We start from the raw sequence: 16,462 nt of genomic DNA, 5'->3' as shown, positions 1-16,462 counted from the left end.
AATCTTTACCCAGGGGAACCCCACCCGGGCCGATTGTCGACGAGCTAAGCAATGATGTCGATTGGCCGCTCGTGGCCGAACCCGCCCCTTTGGCGCTGAATGGGGATTGCGCAAACGAACGTTTGTGCAACAATACAGATCTCAAGACGCGAAGTGCTGCGGCGGGTTGCACAAACGTATTGCAATACACAAGTGCTTGGCAACAGGTTTATGCAATTATGTTGATCGGATATGCACGGGTTTCGACCCACGACCAGGAAACGGCCGCCCAGGCGGCCGCCCTCAAGGCGGCTGCCTGCGAACGCATCTTTCACGAGAAAGCATCCGGCGGTCGATGGGACCGGCCAGAGCTGCATAAGCTGCTCGACCATTTACGATCAGGAGATGTGCTAGTCGTCTGGAAGCTCGACCGACTTTCGCGCTCGTTACGCGACGTGCTGGCTCTCATGGAGCAAGTCCAGGATGCGAAGGCTGGCTTTCGTAGCTTGACCGAAGCCGTTGACACCACCACTCCGGCTGGCCGGATGATGATGCAAATGGTCGGCGCGTTTGCGGAATTCGAGCGTGCGATGCTACGCGAACGCACCAAGGCCGGGCTGGAGTCCGCGCGCAACGAAGGCCGAATTGGCGGCCGCCGTCCGAAGCTGCGGCCGCAACAGCAACAGGAGATCGTACGCATGGTGACGACCGGGAAGAAGACCGCGGCCGATGCCGCGCGCCTGTTCAACGTCCGTCCTGCGACAATTTCGCGGCTACTTGCCCAGACCCGTACCGGGTCGGCGACGACGAAATCATAGAGGCATGCAATGCCGCGCCGGGAACTGCTCACCTCTGCCCAGCGCGCGCAACTGCTTGCCTTTCCAGCCGATGAAGGCGAATTGATCCGGCACTACAGCCTGTCGAAATCGGACCTCGCTTTCGTGCGGCAGCATCGAGGCGACCATAACCGACTCGGGGTAGCGGTTCAAATTGGCTACCTGCGTTTCCCGGGCCGCGTTTTGGCAGAGGGTGAACGGCCGTATCCGCCGTTGCTCGGCATGGTGGCTGTGCAGCTGAAGCTTTCTGCTTCCATCTGGGACATTTACGCCGAGCGCGACCAGACGCGGCGTGAACACCTGCAGGAACTCATCGACTGGCTCCAACTCTCACAATTCGATAGAACCCACTATCGTGCAGTGGCCGACTGGCTCCTGCCAATCGCATTACAAACCACTCAGGGGATGGCGCTCGCGCAGGCCGTCGTCGATGAACTGCGCCGCCGGCACATCGTGCTGCCACCCGTCGCAACCATTGAACGGCTCTGCGCCGAGGTGGCAACACGCGCGCAACGCCAGGTGTACCGTCTGCTGACTGATCCTCTCGCGGCACGACAACGCAAGGCCCTCGATAGTCTATTGTTGCTTCGCGAAGGTCGCCGAGTCAGCACGCTGACCTGGATCCGGCAGTCGCCCGGTGCGCCCTCCGCCAAAGCAGTGCTGGCCCACATCGAGCGATTGCAGGCCATCCGCGCAATCGCTTTGCCGATCGATCTAGGCTGCGATGTGCACCAGAACCGATTGATTCGCCTGGCTCGGGAAGGTGCACAGACGGCGGTCTACCAACTTGAAGAATATGAGCCTGATCGTCGTCACGCGACGCTCGTAGCCATCCTGCTGGATACTGCCGCCACACTAATCGATGAAACGCTTGATCTTCTTGACCGGCTGATTGGTTCGTTTTTTACGAAGGCTAAACATCGGCACGAACGGGAATTCGCCGCCGCCGGCAAGGCGATCAACGACAAGGTCAGACTCTACGCGCGCATCGGCGGCGCATTGGTCGACGCAAAGACGTCGGGTACCGATCCGTTCGTCGCGATCGAAGCCATCATGCCCTGGGATCAGTTTGCCGAGACGGTGAAGGACGCGCAGAGGTTGGCGCGTACCGAGGATTTCGACCATCTCGTGCTGGTCGGCCAACACTATCAGCAGCTGCGCCGTTATGCACCGGCGTTTCTCGACACCTTCGAGTTCAGCGCTGCACCCGCCGCACAGGGCGTGATTGATGCCATCCAGACCCTGCGAACATTGAACCGCACATCGGCCCGTAAGGTGCCAGCAGACGCACCGATTGGCTTTGTTCGGAAGCGCTGGCAACCGCTCGTGTTCGTTGACGGCGGCATCGACCGGAAATTCTATGAGTTATGTGCGGTGGCTGAACTGAAGAACAGCTTACGTGCGGGTGACGTATCGGTTGCCGGCAGCCGTCAGTTCAAGGACTTCGATGCTTACCTCATGCCACGTTCCACGTTTGATGGGCAACGCGAGACGGGCACGCTGGCGGTACCCGTCGCTGATACCCCACAAGCCTATCTCGCCGAGCGGTTGGAGCGCTTGCGCACCGCACTCGACGAGGTGAACCGCCTGGCCGAGGCCGATCAACTGCCAGATGCAATACTGAAAGCCGATGGACTGAAGATCTCCCCACTCGACGCGGACGTTCCCGATGAGGCAGAGGCCTTGAGGGAACGGGCATACGCGATTTTGCCGCACATCAAGATCACCGATCTCCTCCTTGAAGTGGATCGCTGGACGAATTTTTCGCAACATTTCAATCACCTGAAGACCGGCGAACCGCCCAAGGATGGAGCGCTGCTGCTGACCGCCGTACTCGGCGACGCATTGAATCTCGGAATCACCAAGATGGCCGAGGCCTGTCCCGGTACCAGCATGGCGAAGCTGTCCTGGCTAGAGGGTGTTAGGCACTTTTCGCCAGACCTGGTACCCTGGCGGAATGACAGAACGCAAGCCATACCCGACAGATGTCTCGGATGAAGAGTGGAGCTTTGCCGCTCCCTATCTAACGTTGATGAATGAAGATGCTCCACAGCGGCGGTATGAACTGCGCGAGATGTTCAATGCGTTGCGCTGGATGGCGCGGGCGGGTGCGTCGTGGCGTATGCTGCCGACCAATTTTCCGCCATGGGAGTTGGTCTACCAGCAAACGCAACGCTGGTTGAACGCGGGCTGCTTCGAGGCAATGGTCAGTGATCTGCGATCCGTAATTCGGGTCGCGCAGGAGCGTCAGGGCCAGCCCAGTGCGGTGATTCTGGATGGGCGCACTCTGCAGTCCACCTGCGAGAGCGGACCGCGCGCGGGTTACGACGGTCATAAGCGCAAGCGAGGCAGCAAAGTCCATATGGCTGTCGACACGTTAGGTTTGTTGCTGGCGGTGCACATCACGCCGGCCAACGAGCAGGAGCGCGCACAGGTAGCCGAGCTTGCCCGTCAGGTTCAGCAAGCAACCGGTCAGACGGTAAAGCTTGCATTCGCTGACCAAGGCTATACCGGTGATACGGCTCGACAGGCTGCGCATGACGAAGGCATCGAACTGCAGATTATCAAACTGCCAGAGGCAAAGAAGGGCTTCGTGCTGCTGCCGCGCCGATGGGTTGTCGAGCGTAGTTTCGGCTGGCTCAACCGGTTCCGGCGACTGGCGCGAGACTACGAACGTCTGCCCGAAACGTTAGCCGGCCTGCACTTTGTTGTCTTCGCCATGCTCATGCTTGTACATGTCGCGCCGGCTGTCCAGGTGCCTAACACCCTCTAGTGGCGTGGCACGTCCGGGACGAAACGTACAGCAAAGCGCTCGCCGAACTGGTCAACTACCATCACCAGATGCCGTTCGCTGCATACTGGGGCGAGGGCACTACGTCGTCTTCGGATGGCCAGAGGTATCGGGCCGGCGGCCGTGGCGAAGCAGGTGGTCAGGTCAATGCCAAATACGGCAACGAGCCAGGCATCCTGTTTTACACGCATGTCTCGGATCAGTACGCCCCGTTCCACACCAAGGTGATCAACGCAACCGTGCGTGATGCGACCCACGTTCTTGATGGTCTGCTGTATCACGAATCTGACCTGCGGATCGAAGAACACTATACGGACACGGCGGGCTTTACCGAGCACGTCTTCGCGCTCTGTCATCTGCTCGGGTTCCGGTTCGCACCACGCATTCGAGATCTGGCCGACAAGCGGCTATACGTTCCCGGCGCGGCGACTCAATGGCCAGCACTGGCACCCCTAATTGGCGGCAGCTTGAATCAGAAGCTGATTGAACAGCAGTTCAACGAGGTGCTGCGCCTGGCTTCTTCGATCAAACAGGGGACGGTGACCGCATCCTTGATATTGCGCAAGCTCGGCGCCTATCCTCGCCAGAATAGTCTCGCAGTGGCGTTGCGCGAAGTCGGGCGCATCGAGCGATCGCTGTTCATGCTGGAATGGTTGCGCGACCCGTCGTTGCGCAGGCGTGTGCAGATCGGACTGAACAAGGGGGAAGCACGCAATTCACTCGCGCGGGCCGTGTTTTTTCATCGACTCGGCGAGATTCGCGACCGCTCGTATGAAAACCAGCGCTACCGTGCGAGTGGGTTGAATCTCGTCGTCGCCGCAATCACGCTGTGGAATACCGTCTATCTGGAGAAAGCGATTGATGCGTTGAGACAGCACGGCACGGTAGACGAAAAGCACCTACCGCACATATCACCGCTGGGCTGGGAGCACATTAATTTGACAGGCGACTATATCTGGCACACAAATAAACGGGTTGCGAAGGGACGTTTCCGGCCCCTGCGCGCGGTCAGGCCTTCTAATCCTTAACGTGCGCAAATTTCCGAATCTTGAGACGACCCCAGGTACAGCGACAGATGCCGGTCCCGGCTGACGCGCAGACGGTCGATCAGTTGCTCGCTGCTGAGGCCGAATAGCGAGGACAGGGTATGCGCGCGCAAACCGGTGAGCGGCAATCCCAGTTGGAATTGCGCACTACGATTGGCCGACAGGAAGCGGCCATCGCAGGTAAACGCGGCGATGCCTTCCATCAAGGTGCCGAGAAATTCGGGCCTGCCGTGAAAGGCAATTTGCAACGTCTCGCGAAAGGTATTGGTAAACAGATGATTCTCGATCATCTGTACGGACATTTTTGCCAGCGCCAAGGTGTGCTGGTGATAGCTGCGATGGTCGCCGGTCACGTCGAGCACGCCGATCAGATCGCCGTACGGATCGAGGATCGGCACGCTGGAGCAGGTGAGAAAGCGATTGGCAGCCAGATAGTGTTGTTCGCCATGAACGACCGTCGGACAGCGCTCGGCGAGCGCCGTGCCGATTGCGTTCGTGCCTTGCCGGTCTTCCGCCCAGTTCGCGCCCGGACGCAGCGCGACTTTCTCGGCTCGCCGGAGAAAATCATCGTCGCCGATCGAGTGAAGAATCAGTCCTTCGGCGTCGGTCAGCATGATCATGCTTTGCGTGTTGACGATCTGCTCGTGCAGCGTTTCCATCACAGGCGTGGCATGCGCGCACAGGACGCGGCTTTGCTCGAGTTTTAACGTGAGTTCAGCCGCCGGCAGCACGTCATAGTCCGGTCGCATCGCGGCGCTCAAGCCGAAAGTTTCGGAGCGTTCGTGGGATTTCTGAATCGACGGCGTGAGCCAGCCGGCCTCACGAGCCGTCATTGGCGTTACGGCGTGACCGACATCATCGCGCATTGTCTCCTCCTGCTGGTCAGCCCCGGTCGCTTCGCCGGGGTCGTACTGGTACAACAATAAGCAAATCCTGGGCCAGGTTGGCGGTCATCGCGCGCCGGCAGAGTGTCATTGCCCTTGTGGTTGCGCCTTGGCGGGGCGGTCGGTCTAGCCGGTTTGCCGCAGCCGCTCAGGCGATGCGAGATTACGCATATTCGTCCCGATACGCCTAAGCGGCTTGATTTGAATCAATGTTGGTGAAATGCGTTGCCGTCTTCGAGAAAGGTCGGGTTCGCGGCCAGTGACGCCTGCGACAGCGTGTGCGCCATTGATACAAATCAATTCACGGGTGAGGCAAGCGCAGATGATGAATGTGTGACTGCCGTCAGCTTGGGCGTGGCGCGCAGTCAGTGCGGCTCGAACAGACGTTGCGCCGACAGCGCGGTTGATCCGCCATGACGAGCGAATTCGTAATCGACTTACCAGAGAGGGTGGTCATGTACAAAGATATTCTGGTGGCACTGGATGGCAGTCACGCGTCGAAGGGTGCGCTAAAGGAAGCGATCCGCATGACAAAGCTGGCTGGCGGAACGATGACGGCGGTGTACGTGCTCGACCGTTTCGCGATGTTTGCCTATTCGGCCAATTACGACCAGTTTGCGATGGTCGAGGCACTACGCGCTGAAGGCGATCGAATACTGGCGGAGGCGCATAAGGAGGCGACTGAGAGCAACGTTGCGTGCAAGGTCGATACCGCCGAGACGGACAACATCAGCGAAGACGTCGCGAGTTGCTTGCTGCGGTACGTACAGGGGCACAGCGTGGATCTTGTCGTGATGGGCACCCACGGACGTCGCGGAATGCGGCGCATGACAATAGGGAGTGTCGCTGAGCGATTTCTTCGGTCCTCGACCTGCCCGGTGCTGCTGGTTCGTGACGCGATCGTTGAAACCCGGTCGAACGGCGCGAAATAAGGGCATCGCGAAAAAATACGCTACCGGCGCTGCGTGAGCATATCGTCGACGACCGGAACAGCAGCGAGAGTAAGCAGTACGAGCGCAAGGGGAATGGTCGCGATAAACCCCAAGTGCTTGAAGCCTACGGCGCCTGTCAGGCCGCCTGCGAGGAACGACAATAAGAGCGATCCGAGGATGCGCAGTTTCTGGCGATCCGCACGGACTGCGCTCCCGCTCGTTGCGCCAACGTTCCAGTAAAAGAACTTGCCGAGTTCGATGCCGATGTCCGTCACGAGGCCGGTGACGTGCGTGGTGCGGATCTCCGCTTTTGAGATCTTGGTGATCATGGCATTCTGCAAACCCATCACATAGCACAGAAGACAGACGGTCGCCAGTACGAAAAGGACGCGATGGGTCTCGAGATGGGTGCCAAGCAGCCCAAAGCAGAGGAGCAGCGTAGCCTCGAGCATCAACGGCATTGCATAGAGGCTGTGCAATTGCCGGCGACGCCCCCAGTTGATCAGGATGGCGGACGTGGCGGCCCCGAAAAGAAACGACAACAGGGCGCTCAATCCCGCAACGACCGCATTGATTTCGCCGAGCGCGAGGTTGTCGGCGAGCGACGACACAATACCGGACATGTGAGAGGTGTACTGCCCCACAGCGAGGAATCCGCCGGCATTGGCCGCACCGGCGACGAAAGCTAGCGATCGTCCGAGGCGCAGATTCGCCGCGTCGCTGCGCTCGGGTTTCGTGAATCCTCGAAGATAGTTGATCGGCATGCCGGCATTTTATCAGTGTGAGCGGCGGCGCGATGGCCGCCGCCTGCTTTCAGGCGCCGCGGAGTCCCTCGGTGACCGTGATGGTCACGTCGATCTTCTGAACGCCGGTTCCCACCGGCAGCACCGTGTGCCCATGAGTTTCGTTGATGATCTCAGCCGCCGACAGGTAGAAAGCCAGCAGCGCCGTCAGCAGACCGAGGTAACCGCCAGCGTGGTGCAACCACACGAGGCCGGTCCATTCGCTCGCTGCCAGCACGAAGAACGTGATCCACAGAGACAGAAACACCAGTTGCAATGCGCTCGGCGCATGCCATGTCGCGACCCACATATAAAGCGTGAACATGCCCCACAGGAACAGATACCAGCCGACGAACGCCGCAGGGACGGTACCGTGCAGGAACAGCACGAAGAGGGCGAGCGACCACCAGAACGCACCGTAGCTCAGAAAGGCCGTCGCGCCGAACGTATTGCCGCGCGGTATTTCCATGAGTCCGGCGAGTGCCTGCGCGGTGCCGCCATAAGCGAAAGCGACGGCGAGCACCATGCCCATCGAATCGCCGCTGAACCAGCCGGCGTTGATCATGCTAAGCAACCAGGTCGTCAAGGCAAAACCGGCGAGGCCGAGTGCGGCGGGATTAGGGGCTTTGATATTCATGATGAATTCCTCATGCAAAAAACAGAAGTAGACATAGCTTGCGCGACTGTCGTGAAGACTAGTGCCGCGCAAGGGTCACATCGCAATCGAACGCCGGAGTGCCGGAGCGCCGGGCCGCCGGAGCGCCGGACCGTTCAGATCGAATCGGCGAACTGGGAAATCACGGCGGGATTCTCGACAGTCGACGTGTCCTGCGAAATCGCTTCGCCTTTCGCGACTGAGCGCAACAACCGGCGCACGACCTTGCCGGAGCGCGTCTTGGGCATTGCGTCGCCGAACCGGATGTCTTTCGGTTTTGCGATTGGACCGATTTCCTTGGCGACCCAGGCGCGCAACTCGTCCGCTATGCGCTTCGCCTCTGCACCGATGGGCCGCGCCGTTTTCAGAACAATGAAGGCGACGATGGCTTCTCCGAACGTTTCATCCGGACGGCCGACGACCGCAGCCTCGGCGACCAGCGGATTGGCCGCCAGCGCCGACTCGATTTCCATCGTGCCCATGCGGTGTCCGGACACGTTCAGCACGTCGTCGATACGACCGGTGATCGTGAAATAGCCTGTGTCCCGGTCGCGAATCGCGCCGTCGCCGGCGAGGTACAGCTTGCCGCCGAGTTCGTCGGGGTAATAGCCGTTGCGAAAGCGCTCAGGATTGCCCCAGATCGTGCGGATCATTGACGGCCACGGCTTGCGGATAACGAGCACGCCGCCTTGTCCGTTGGCCACTTCATGGCCGGTTTCGTCGACGATCGCCGCATCGATGCCCGGCATCGGCAGCGTGCACGATCCCGGCACGAGCGGGGTAGCGCCTGGCAACGGCGAGATCATGTGGCCGCCTGTCTCGGTCTGCCAGAACGTGTCGAGCACCGGACAGCGGCCACCGCCGACATGTTCGGCGTACCAGTTCCATGCACTCGGGTTGATCGGCTCGCCGACCGTGCCGAGAATGCGCAAGCTGCTCAGGTCGAAGCTGCCAGGATGCACGGCGGTGTCAGCGTCGGCACTCTTGATGAGAGACCGGATGGCAGTGGGTGCGGTGTAGAAGATGCTGACCTGATGGCGCTGGATCATGTCCCAGAAGCGGCCCGCATTCGGATAGGTGGGCACGCCTTCAAAGATGACCTGGGTTGCACCCACTGCGGTCGGGCCATAGCAGATATACGTGTGACCGGTGATCCAGCCGATATCGGCGGTACACCAGAAGACATCGGCCGGCTTGATGTCGAAGGTCCATTTCATCGTCACGGCGGCCCACAGCAGATAACCGCCGGTGCTGTGCTGAACGCCTTTGGGCGCACCGGTCGACCCTGATGTGTACAACACGAATAGCGGATGTTCAGCGCTGACCCATTCCGGCTCGCAGGTATCAGGTTGGTTTCGTTCGAGCTCGTGCAACCACGCGTCGCGTCCGGCGATCCAGGGGATCCGGCCGCCGGTACGCCGATAGATGACGACCGTTTTGACGGCTTCGGCGCCGCCCATCGCAAGGGCTTCGTCGACGATCGTCTTGAGCGGCAGTGTCTTGCCGCCGCGCACCTGTTCGTCGGCCGTCATCACGGCCACCGCGCCGACATCGACCATCCGTTCATGCAGCGATTTGGCGGAGAAACCGCCAAACACGACGGAGTGCGGCGCGCCGATGCGTGCACACGCCAGCATGGCTGCGACGCCTTCCACCGACATCGGCATGTAAATCACCACCCGGTCGCCTTTCTTGACGCCGCGCGCGCGCAGCGCGTTGGCGAGTCTGCACACGCGGTGATAGAGCTCCTGATAGGTGACGCGCGTGACCTTGCCATCGTCCGCCTCGAACACGATGGCCGTTTTGCCGGCGAGTCCGTTGGCGAGGTTGCGATCCAGGCAGTTGTATGAAGCGTTGAGTTCGCCGTCTTCGAACCATTGATAGAAGGGCGCGTTGGTATCGTTCAGCACTTTCGTGAAGGGCCGGCGCCACTCGAGATGCTCTCTGGCAAGGCGCGCCCAGAACCCTTCGTGATCGCGTTCTGCCTCGGCCACGAGCGCATGGTAAGCCTCCATACCGTCGATGCTTGCGTGCTTGAGCGCGGGGATCTGTTGCGCCGTAGTGCTGGGTTGATTAAGTTCGATGGTAGACATCCGGTGTCTCCTCACGTGAAAGTCAAGGATAGGGCGAGGCCTGAAACGGCGAGTCGCTTGAAGGAAGGCTCTTGATGGCCGTGGTGCAGATGCGTGCGTGCAGGTCAACTATGACCGCGCGGCCGATCGTGCGGTTGATGCACATCAAGGGAAGGACTGAGGGGGAGAGCGGCCGGTGCTTGATGCAAATCAGCCGCAATATCTCCGGCGGGGCGATGATGAGTTCGTCATTGACTGTTCGCGAATGTCACGCCGGTACGGAATCGCTTCATGCTGGTGGCAGTGTCGACAACGCTCACGGGTTATCGTGGGCGGCAAAGATGCCGTCTTCCGGCTCCGTGTTCTCGTGGTCGACACATTGCACGTGCCAATGGCCCGCCATCAGCGATCTGCCCGCATCCGAGCACCGTTGCGCACGTCCGGTTTCGCCCTCGAATGGCCCGGACGTGGCGTTCAGATCGAGCCCTTCGAGTACGCAGCAGGGCGTCGAATCGTGCGGCCCGCAGACGAGCGTGTTGCCGCAATCGACGTGCAACGCGCCCCATTCAGGCAGTTCGAGCCCCGTATGACCCTCGCGTGACCACTGACGTGTTTCATTGTCGAGCCACAGGATGGCGAATGCCATCGGATTGACACGATCGAACGTGTCGAGGTGGATGGTGAGGCGCATGAGGTTCTCCGTACATTTCAGGAACATGTGCAAACGAACTGGGTGGCTATTGACTCAACACCCACTGGATCAACGTGCGAGCATCTTCGGGTGTCAACGGGCCGCCGCGATCCGCGGGCAGCGGCATTGCCATGTCGCCCCAGTGGGCTTTGCCGCCGAGTCGCAACTTGTGCTCGAACATCACGCCGGCGTTTGGCACGTCGCGATAACGGTCCGCGATCTGCTGGAACGAAGGTGCGAGAAAAGGCGCGTCCCGGGTGTGGCAGAACATGCAATGCTGTTGATCGACGAGTGCCGTCGGCTCGGACTGGGCAAGCGCTGCGCCGCTTGCTGCGAGCAACAGCGCAAGTGTGCTTGCAGTGAGATAGTGCGGGTGCAGGGCATTCACGAGACACACTCCAGGACAGGTTCTGAGTTCAGTGTAGGGTCGGTGCCGCCCGCGCGATTGACTCATCTACACGCGCGCGAGGCCTTCGAGGTCGAGAATCCTGATCTGCTTGCCATGCGTGTCGACAAGGCCGTCTTTCTGAAATTTAGAAAACATGCGGCTGACGGTTTCGAGTTTCATCCCCAGATAGCTGCCGATCTCCTCGCGTGTCATGCGTAAATTGAAACGGGCAGGCGAGTAGCCGCGCGTCTTGAGCCTTCCTGACAGGTTCAACAGGAATGCGGCGACCCGCTGGTCGGCGGACATCGTGCCGAGCAGCATCATGAGTGTCGCCTCGCGAACGATCTCGCCGCCCATCAGACGATGGACGTGCTGCTGCACCACCTTCACCTCGCGGCACATGACTTCGAGCAGATGAAACGGGATGATGCAGACGTTGCTGTCCTCGATGGCGATCGCGTCGCAGCTGTGCTTGCCTGAACATACGCCGTCGAGACCGAGCGAATCGCCGGGCAGATGAAAACCGGTGACCTGTTCTCGACCGTCGCGATGCATGACGATGGTCTTGAACGAACCGGCGCGGACCGCATAGATACTCTGGAACGAATCGTTGGCACGGTATAGCGATTCACCATGCTTGATTGTGTGCGAAACGCACATCAGCGACTCCATGCGCTCCAGTTCGGCCGGCGTCACGCCTTCTGGCATGCAGCTCGAGCACAGCGAGCAGCTCGAGCAGCGCGCTGCAGCCCGGGCCGGTACTGACGGCGCGAGCGCGGAATGGCCTGACGCCGGCAGTGGTACACGCTGCAGCGGCATGATTTCAGAATATTCGGCGACGTCAGACATGATGTGCTCCTGTGTAATTGAGGCCACGCGCGCAATGCGCGTGGGCAATCCGCGTGATCGTGTCGCATGCAAGATCGAACTCGCTGGTCTTGTCGAAGAAGTACTGCGCGCCCGCCGCGACGCATGCCTGCCTGAACCACATACTTGAGTGATTTGTCAGCACGATCGTGATTGCCGGCGACATGCTCTTCGCGAGACTAACCAGCAGTTCGATACCGGTGCCAACAGTCAGGCGCAAATCCAGGACCACGACGTCGGCTCTGGTGGTGTCGATGCCGGTGAGCGCGGCGCCAGCTTCCTCAGCCTCGCCGACGATCTCGACACCATCGATTGCGCCTAAGCGAGCCGCCATCCGTTGTCTGATCGGGATCGTGTCTTCGACGAGGAAAACACGCAGTGCTTGCAGGGACGGGCTGGAGTTCATGGCTCGAAGTATCGGCCGTGCTGTCTCAAAATAAAATCGGTGGCGAACGAACTTCGGGTAGGCGAGCGCGAAGGTGTGTAGGGGATTTCCTACACGCGACGAATGTGAGGGTAGAGGTAGCCGCGCGGCTGGCGAATTGATGTGACGATTCGATCGGGCTCTGCGGCCCGTGCGCCGACCCGGAACTAGATCTCGTCGTCTTCCCCGAGCAGCTTGTGGCGCAGCGCGTAACGCACCAGTGCGGCTTCGTGCGGCATCTGCATTTTTTCGAGGATGCGCGTTTTATAGGTGCTCACCGTTTTGCTGCTGACACACAACTCCGTGGCAATCTCGGTGAGGGTCTGACCTGCGGCGATACGGCGGAATACATCGAACTCACGGTCGGACAGGCGCTGATGGGGTAACGTGTCGGCGGGCTCATTCAGGCTCTGTGCAAAACGTTCGGCCATCGCGAGGCTCACGTAGACGCCCCCGGATGCGACTTTGCTGACTGCGGTGACCAGTTCGGCACTGGCGCTTTCCTTGGTTAAATACCCCGACGCCCCCGCTTTGAAAGCGCGTACCGCGTACTGCTGCTCCGCATGCATGGTGAGCACGAGAATCCGCAGCGCCGGCTTTTCCTCCTTGATCTGTTTGATCAGCTCGACGCCGTTTCGTCCCGGCATCGACAGATCCAGCACGAGCACGTCTGCAGCGTTCGAGCGGGTCAGCGCAATCGTGCTGACGCCGTCATTGGCTTCGCCGACCACCTCGAAGCCGCTTGCGCCTTGCAGGATATGCCGCAGGCCATCACGCACCAACGTGTGATCGTCTGCGATTAGCACTCGAATCATGTTTGCATCTCCTGCTGTTGAACCGCCAGTATCGGAAAGGTAACGGTCAGCGCAAAGCCCGTGTCATTGGAAGTATGAATTTCGACGGTGCCGCCCAGCATGTGTGCGCGCTCGCGGATACCGAGCAGGCCAAACGATTTCTCGCCGGAGGTGGGCGAGCGGTTCGCGCCATGGCCGTTGTCCGCGATCTGCAACACGCAAACGCCCCCTGCGATGCGCACCGTCAGCGTGACGAGCGTCGCTTCCGCATGCCGGGCGACATTGGTTAGCGCTTCCTGCACGATACGAAATAGCGTCGTTGCGCCCGTCGGCGTAAAGCTGGTGTCGCCGACTTCGATTCGGCGCTCCACGTCGATGCCGTAGCGGTTGGTAAAGTCATTGGCGAGCCATTCGATCGCTGGAATCAGACCGAGATCGTCAAGCATGACCGGGCGCAGATCGGCAGCGATCCGGCGCACCGAGGCGACCGTCGCATCGATCAGCCGGCGCATCCCACGCAGTTGCTGCAGCAGGCGCGGTTCAGCCGTGGTTTCAAGCGCCTGTTCGACCGACGAGATGTCCATCTTGAGGGCGGTCAATTGCTGCCCAAGGTCGTCGTGCAGCTCGCGTGCGATGCGGGTTTTTTCTTCCTCGCGAACTTTCTGCAGATTTGCAGAGAGTTCGCGTAGTTCCTCGCGCGATTGCCGCTGAGCATTTTCCGCTTTGACCCGCTCGGTGATGTCGCGCAGCATGACCGTGTACAGCTTGCCATCGCCGTCGCGGATCTGCGAGATCGATGCTTCAATCGGAAACTCTTCGCCGTTGCTCCGCAAGCCGAACAGCACGCGCTGCCTGCCCATTTGCCGGTCTGAAACACCGGTCACGCCGAACTGTTCGACATGCCGCTGGTGTCCTGCGCGAAAGCGCTCGGGAATGAATCGCGAGAGCGAGGCGCCGACCGCGTCCATCGCGGAGCATCCGAAAACCTGTTCAGCCATTGGATTGAAGATGACGATGTTCTGCCTTTCGTCGACAGTAATGATGGCTTCCATCGAAGAGCGGATGATTCCCATCATGCGTGCCTCGTTCAGGGATGACTGGCTGCGCGCCTTGCTCGTCGCTACAGATCCGCCGCCGCGTTCGCGGGCTATCAGGAAAGCCATGGCGCCGAACAGGCATGCTGCCGCAACGCCGGCGATCAGCACCGTGGTTTCTGCAAATTCGTCCTCGGCTCGCAGATAGCGGCTGCTCGTCGTGTAGGACAGCGTGATAGGTACACCGCCGACGTGCAAGGTATCGGTTCTACGGATGACAGGCGTCGTCTCCGCCAGGTCGTCGTCTGCCGCGGCGGACGAATAAAGCAGCGTGGCAGGCGTTCCGCTAAATACCTGCAGATCAATGCGCCGTTGCCGGGCGAGGGCGTTATCGAATACACGGCTGGTGTCCAGCGCCGCTACCAGCAGCCGCTTGATGCCCGCGCGGCGCGCTTGTGGCGTCGAGGGCAATCCGGCGTCCGAATACACCGGAAAATAGACGTAAAGACGAGGGTGAGGGGTCGAGTCGGTATCGCCGAACGGCGCGGCGTCCGCGTCGAGCGCGCTTGCCCCTGTATCGATAGCGTGCAGCAACGCCGTACGGCTCGCGGGAGCGCTAGCTAGGTCGTAGCCGACTGGCATCGCATCGGCGGTGGTTGGCGCCATCTGGGTCACCGGCGCGACCGGTTGAGACATGGTGGCTGGTCCGGTCACGTTACCGGTGCCGCCCGTCAGGCGCGCGACACCGGCGGCGTCGACGTCAGCATAGCCAAGCGCGCGCACCACCGACGATGTTTCATCCAGATCGAGTTGCGCGACATATCGGCGCCAGGCGTCGGCGTCGGCGTCGGCCGTCGGCGCGACGGAGAGCAAGCTGCGCGCGCCGCGCAGCAACGAATCGCCCGTGGCGAACTCGCGCTGCAGATCAGCGGTGATATGCACCGTATTCTGATCAAAGCGGCTGTTGGCGGCGCGCAATGACTGCTCGCCGACCCAGCGCCACGCAGCGAGCGCAGCCACAAGAACGACAGCAAATGTGACTGCCGCGACAAGCACGGGACGCCGTTCGGGCGGGGCAACCCGCATGGGCAAAGGCAATTTTTTAGTGAAGGGCGTCTTACCGCGAAAGGGCATGTGCGCCTCATTGGATGGTGGGCAATCCGCCACGCTGGCTGATGGCGCAGGCGCGGCGCGGATCGGCAAACATCACCGTGATTTTCGTTAATTGCGGCCAGCCGGAACAACGCGTGCGCAGCCTATTGTGCGCGGATTGCACGGATCGTGCCAGTAGGCAGCCAACTCACCGTGGAAGCCGCGCCGTGCACGAATGTCGACGGACAGCGAGCCGTCGGCGCTTGATCCTTATCAAGCGCTTAAAGTTGCGCGAGGGGCTTTACCGCGCAATTCCTGAATGGTCAGATCAATGCGACATCAGTACCGGCACGGTCATCGATTTGAGGATCGTGCGGCTCGCTCCGCCCATCACCAGTTCCTGCCAGCGGGCGTGCCCGTAAGCACCCATCACGAGCAGATCTGCGCCGATCGCGGATGCCTGCGACAACAGCGCGTCGCCGATCGACGCGTCGCTGGCGACTTCGATGTCTTTGACCTCGACGTTCACGCCGTGCCGCGCGATGAGCGTCGCGATATCCGCGCCCGGAATGCGCGGGCGCGGCTCGTCACGCGCGCCGTTGATGGTGACGATCGTGGTGGTCTTCGCCGCGCGCATGAACGGCAGCGCGTCGTGTACCGCACGGGTGGCTTCGCGGCTACCGTCCCAAGCGACCATCACATGCGCACCGGGCGACGTGACGCTGCTGGCGTACGGCACCAGCAACACCGGCCGGCCTGCGGACATGATCAGGTTTTCAGGAAAGAAATCGCCGACGTACGATTCCGGATCGCTAGGATCTTCCTGTCTGGCGATGATCAGATCGGCGCACCGGCCGCGATGCGGCACGGCGAGGCTGGCCGGGGCGTCGGCGGTGATCCACTCGCCGGCAACCTCGGCTCGGCTCAGTTCCGCATGAAAGAGCCGTTCGAGCGCGCCGCGGCGTTCCTCGCGCAGTTGTTCATGCGTAACGTAGTATTCGGCGGTTCCCGCCATCACGTAGAGCGAGCGCGGATCGGGCGTGAACACGGCAAACACGCCGGTCAGATGGGCGTCGAACTGCTTGGCGAGCCGCAGCGCGAGTTCGAGCCTGGGGTGCGCGCGCTGACTCGTATCCAGGTGAACGACGATGGTCTTGTAGGTCATTGCAACGCTCCAGAAGTGGGTGAGTGGCGC

14 protein-coding genes and 2 pseudogenes are annotated in these 16,462 nt (G+C 60.9%); 5 read left to right on the top strand and 11 right to left on the bottom strand.

What is annotated here, in order from left to right:
• Positions 1-71 precede the first annotated feature (71 nt).
• From AYM40_RS10355 to AYM40_RS10340, 4 genes and pseudogenes are all read left to right on the top strand, one after another.
• The gene (locus AYM40_RS10355) at positions 72-797 is read left to right on the top strand and encodes a recombinase family protein (protein ID WP_236720812.1); all 726 of its coding nucleotides are present in this window, start codon (positions 72-74) and stop codon (positions 795-797) included.
• 9 nt (positions 798-806) lie between these two features.
• Complete coding sequence (locus AYM40_RS10350; RefSeq protein ID WP_063496142.1) at positions 807-2,813, top strand: Tn3 family transposase; 2,007 nt, start codon at positions 807-809, stop codon at positions 2,811-2,813.
• Entirely contained in the window at positions 2,773-3,588 is an 816-nt protein-coding gene (locus AYM40_RS10345; RefSeq protein ID WP_063495601.1) for an IS5 family transposase, read from the top strand. Before AYM40_RS10350 ends, AYM40_RS10345 begins: the two co-directional genes overlap by 41 nt.
• Positions 3,585-4,634, top strand: a pseudogene (locus tag AYM40_RS10340) (Tn3 family transposase); the annotation flags it as partial. The gene AYM40_RS10345 and the pseudogene AYM40_RS10340, both read left to right, overlap by 4 nt.
• A 2-nt stretch (positions 4,635-4,636) precedes the next feature.
• On the opposite strand, the pseudogene AYM40_RS10335 reads toward AYM40_RS10340, so the two are convergent.
• Positions 4,637-5,518, bottom strand: a pseudogene (locus tag AYM40_RS10335) (sigma-54-dependent Fis family transcriptional regulator); the annotation flags it as partial.
• Positions 5,519-5,991: 473 nt separating this feature from the next.
• On the opposite strand from AYM40_RS10335, the gene AYM40_RS10330 reads away from it, so the two are divergent.
• Positions 5,992-6,468, top strand: a complete 477-nt coding sequence (locus AYM40_RS10330; RefSeq protein ID WP_063497950.1) for a universal stress protein — start codon at positions 5,992-5,994, stop codon at positions 6,466-6,468.
• Between the two features lie 20 nt (positions 6,469-6,488).
• Here AYM40_RS10330 and AYM40_RS10325 read toward each other — a convergent pair whose 3' ends face one another.
• The 10 genes from AYM40_RS10325 to AYM40_RS10280 form a co-directional block, all read right to left on the bottom strand.
• Positions 6,489-7,232 carry a YoaK family protein gene (locus AYM40_RS10325; protein ID WP_063496141.1) on the bottom strand — a complete coding sequence of 248 codons (744 nt, stop codon included), beginning with the start codon at positions 7,230-7,232 and terminating at the stop codon, positions 6,489-6,491.
• A gap of 49 nt (positions 7,233-7,281) precedes the next feature.
• Entirely contained in the window at positions 7,282-7,887 is a 606-nt protein-coding gene (locus AYM40_RS10320) for an acetate uptake transporter (RefSeq protein WP_063496140.1), read from the bottom strand.
• Between the two features lie 134 nt (positions 7,888-8,021).
• On the bottom strand, positions 8,022-9,998 hold the full coding sequence (gene acs / locus AYM40_RS10315) for an acetate--CoA ligase (protein ID WP_063496139.1): 1,977 nt from the start codon (positions 9,996-9,998) through the stop codon (positions 8,022-8,024).
• Positions 9,999-10,293: 295 nt separating this feature from the next.
• Positions 10,294-10,668, bottom strand: a complete 375-nt coding sequence (locus AYM40_RS10310) for a DUF3564 domain-containing protein (RefSeq protein ID WP_063496138.1) — start codon at positions 10,666-10,668, stop codon at positions 10,294-10,296.
• A 46-nt stretch (positions 10,669-10,714) separates the two neighbouring features.
• Positions 10,715-11,008 carry a c-type cytochrome gene (locus AYM40_RS10305; protein WP_063497949.1) on the bottom strand — a complete coding sequence of 98 codons (294 nt, stop codon included), beginning with the start codon at positions 11,006-11,008 and terminating at the stop codon, positions 10,715-10,717.
• A gap of 114 nt (positions 11,009-11,122) precedes the next feature.
• On the bottom strand, positions 11,123-11,905 hold the full coding sequence (locus tag AYM40_RS10300) for a helix-turn-helix domain-containing protein (protein ID WP_063496137.1): 783 nt from the start codon (positions 11,903-11,905) through the stop codon (positions 11,123-11,125).
• The gene (locus AYM40_RS10295; protein ID WP_063496136.1) at positions 11,898-12,329 is read right to left on the bottom strand and encodes a response regulator; all 432 of its coding nucleotides are present in this window, start codon (positions 12,327-12,329) and stop codon (positions 11,898-11,900) included. Before AYM40_RS10295 ends, AYM40_RS10300 begins: the two co-directional genes overlap by 8 nt.
• Positions 12,330-12,514: 185 nt before the next feature.
• Complete coding sequence (locus AYM40_RS10290) at positions 12,515-13,162, bottom strand: response regulator transcription factor (protein WP_063496135.1); 648 nt, start codon at positions 13,160-13,162, stop codon at positions 12,515-12,517.
• The gene (locus tag AYM40_RS10285; protein ID WP_236720811.1) at positions 13,159-15,309 is read right to left on the bottom strand and encodes a CHASE domain-containing protein; all 2,151 of its coding nucleotides are present in this window, start codon (positions 15,307-15,309) and stop codon (positions 13,159-13,161) included. The genes AYM40_RS10290 and AYM40_RS10285 overlap by 4 nt, the downstream gene beginning before the upstream one ends.
• A gap of 286 nt (positions 15,310-15,595) precedes the next feature.
• A complete protein-coding gene (locus AYM40_RS10280; RefSeq protein ID WP_063496134.1) occupies positions 15,596-16,432 on the bottom strand; it encodes a universal stress protein in 837 nt (278 codons plus the stop codon).
• Between the last annotated feature and the right edge of the window lie 30 nt (positions 16,433-16,462).

Origin of the sequence: Paraburkholderia phytofirmans OLGA172, from assembly GCF_001634365.1 — a bacterium.
Taxonomy (GTDB): Bacteria; Pseudomonadota; Gammaproteobacteria; order Burkholderiales; family Burkholderiaceae; genus Paraburkholderia.
This window is presented reverse-complemented; position numbering and strand designations above follow the sequence as displayed.

Coding starts and splice junctions, on each gene's coding strand:
- AYM40_RS10350 (WP_063496142.1), top strand. CDS start 807: ATGCCGCGCCGGGAACTGCTCACCTCTGCCCAGCGCGCGCAACTGCTT.
- AYM40_RS10345 (WP_063495601.1), top strand. CDS start 2,773: ATGACAGAACGCAAGCCATACCCGACAGATGTCTCGGATGAAGAGTGG.
- AYM40_RS10330 (WP_063497950.1), top strand. CDS start 5,992: ATGTACAAAGATATTCTGGTGGCACTGGATGGCAGTCACGCGTCGAAG.
- AYM40_RS10325 (WP_063496141.1), bottom strand. CDS start 7,232: ATGCCGATCAACTATCTTCGAGGATTCACGAAACCCGAGCGCAGCGAC.
- AYM40_RS10320 (WP_063496140.1), bottom strand. CDS start 7,887: ATGAATATCAAAGCCCCTAATCCCGCCGCACTCGGCCTCGCCGGTTTT.
- acs (WP_063496139.1), bottom strand. CDS start 9,998: ATGTCTACCATCGAACTTAATCAACCCAGCACTACGGCGCAACAGATC.
- AYM40_RS10310 (WP_063496138.1), bottom strand. CDS start 10,668: ATGCGCCTCACCATCCACCTCGACACGTTCGATCGTGTCAATCCGATG.
- AYM40_RS10300 (WP_063496137.1), bottom strand. CDS start 11,905: ATGTCTGACGTCGCCGAATATTCTGAAATCATGCCGCTGCAGCGTGTA.
- AYM40_RS10295 (WP_063496136.1), bottom strand. CDS start 12,329: ATGAACTCCAGCCCGTCCCTGCAAGCACTGCGTGTTTTCCTCGTCGAA.
- AYM40_RS10290 (WP_063496135.1), bottom strand. CDS start 13,162: ATGATTCGAGTGCTAATCGCAGACGATCACACGTTGGTGCGTGATGGC.
- AYM40_RS10285 (WP_236720811.1), bottom strand. CDS start 15,309: ATGCCCTTTCGCGGTAAGACGCCCTTCACTAAAAAATTGCCTTTGCCC.
- AYM40_RS10280 (WP_063496134.1), bottom strand. CDS start 16,432: ATGACCTACAAGACCATCGTCGTTCACCTGGATACGAGTCAGCGCGCG.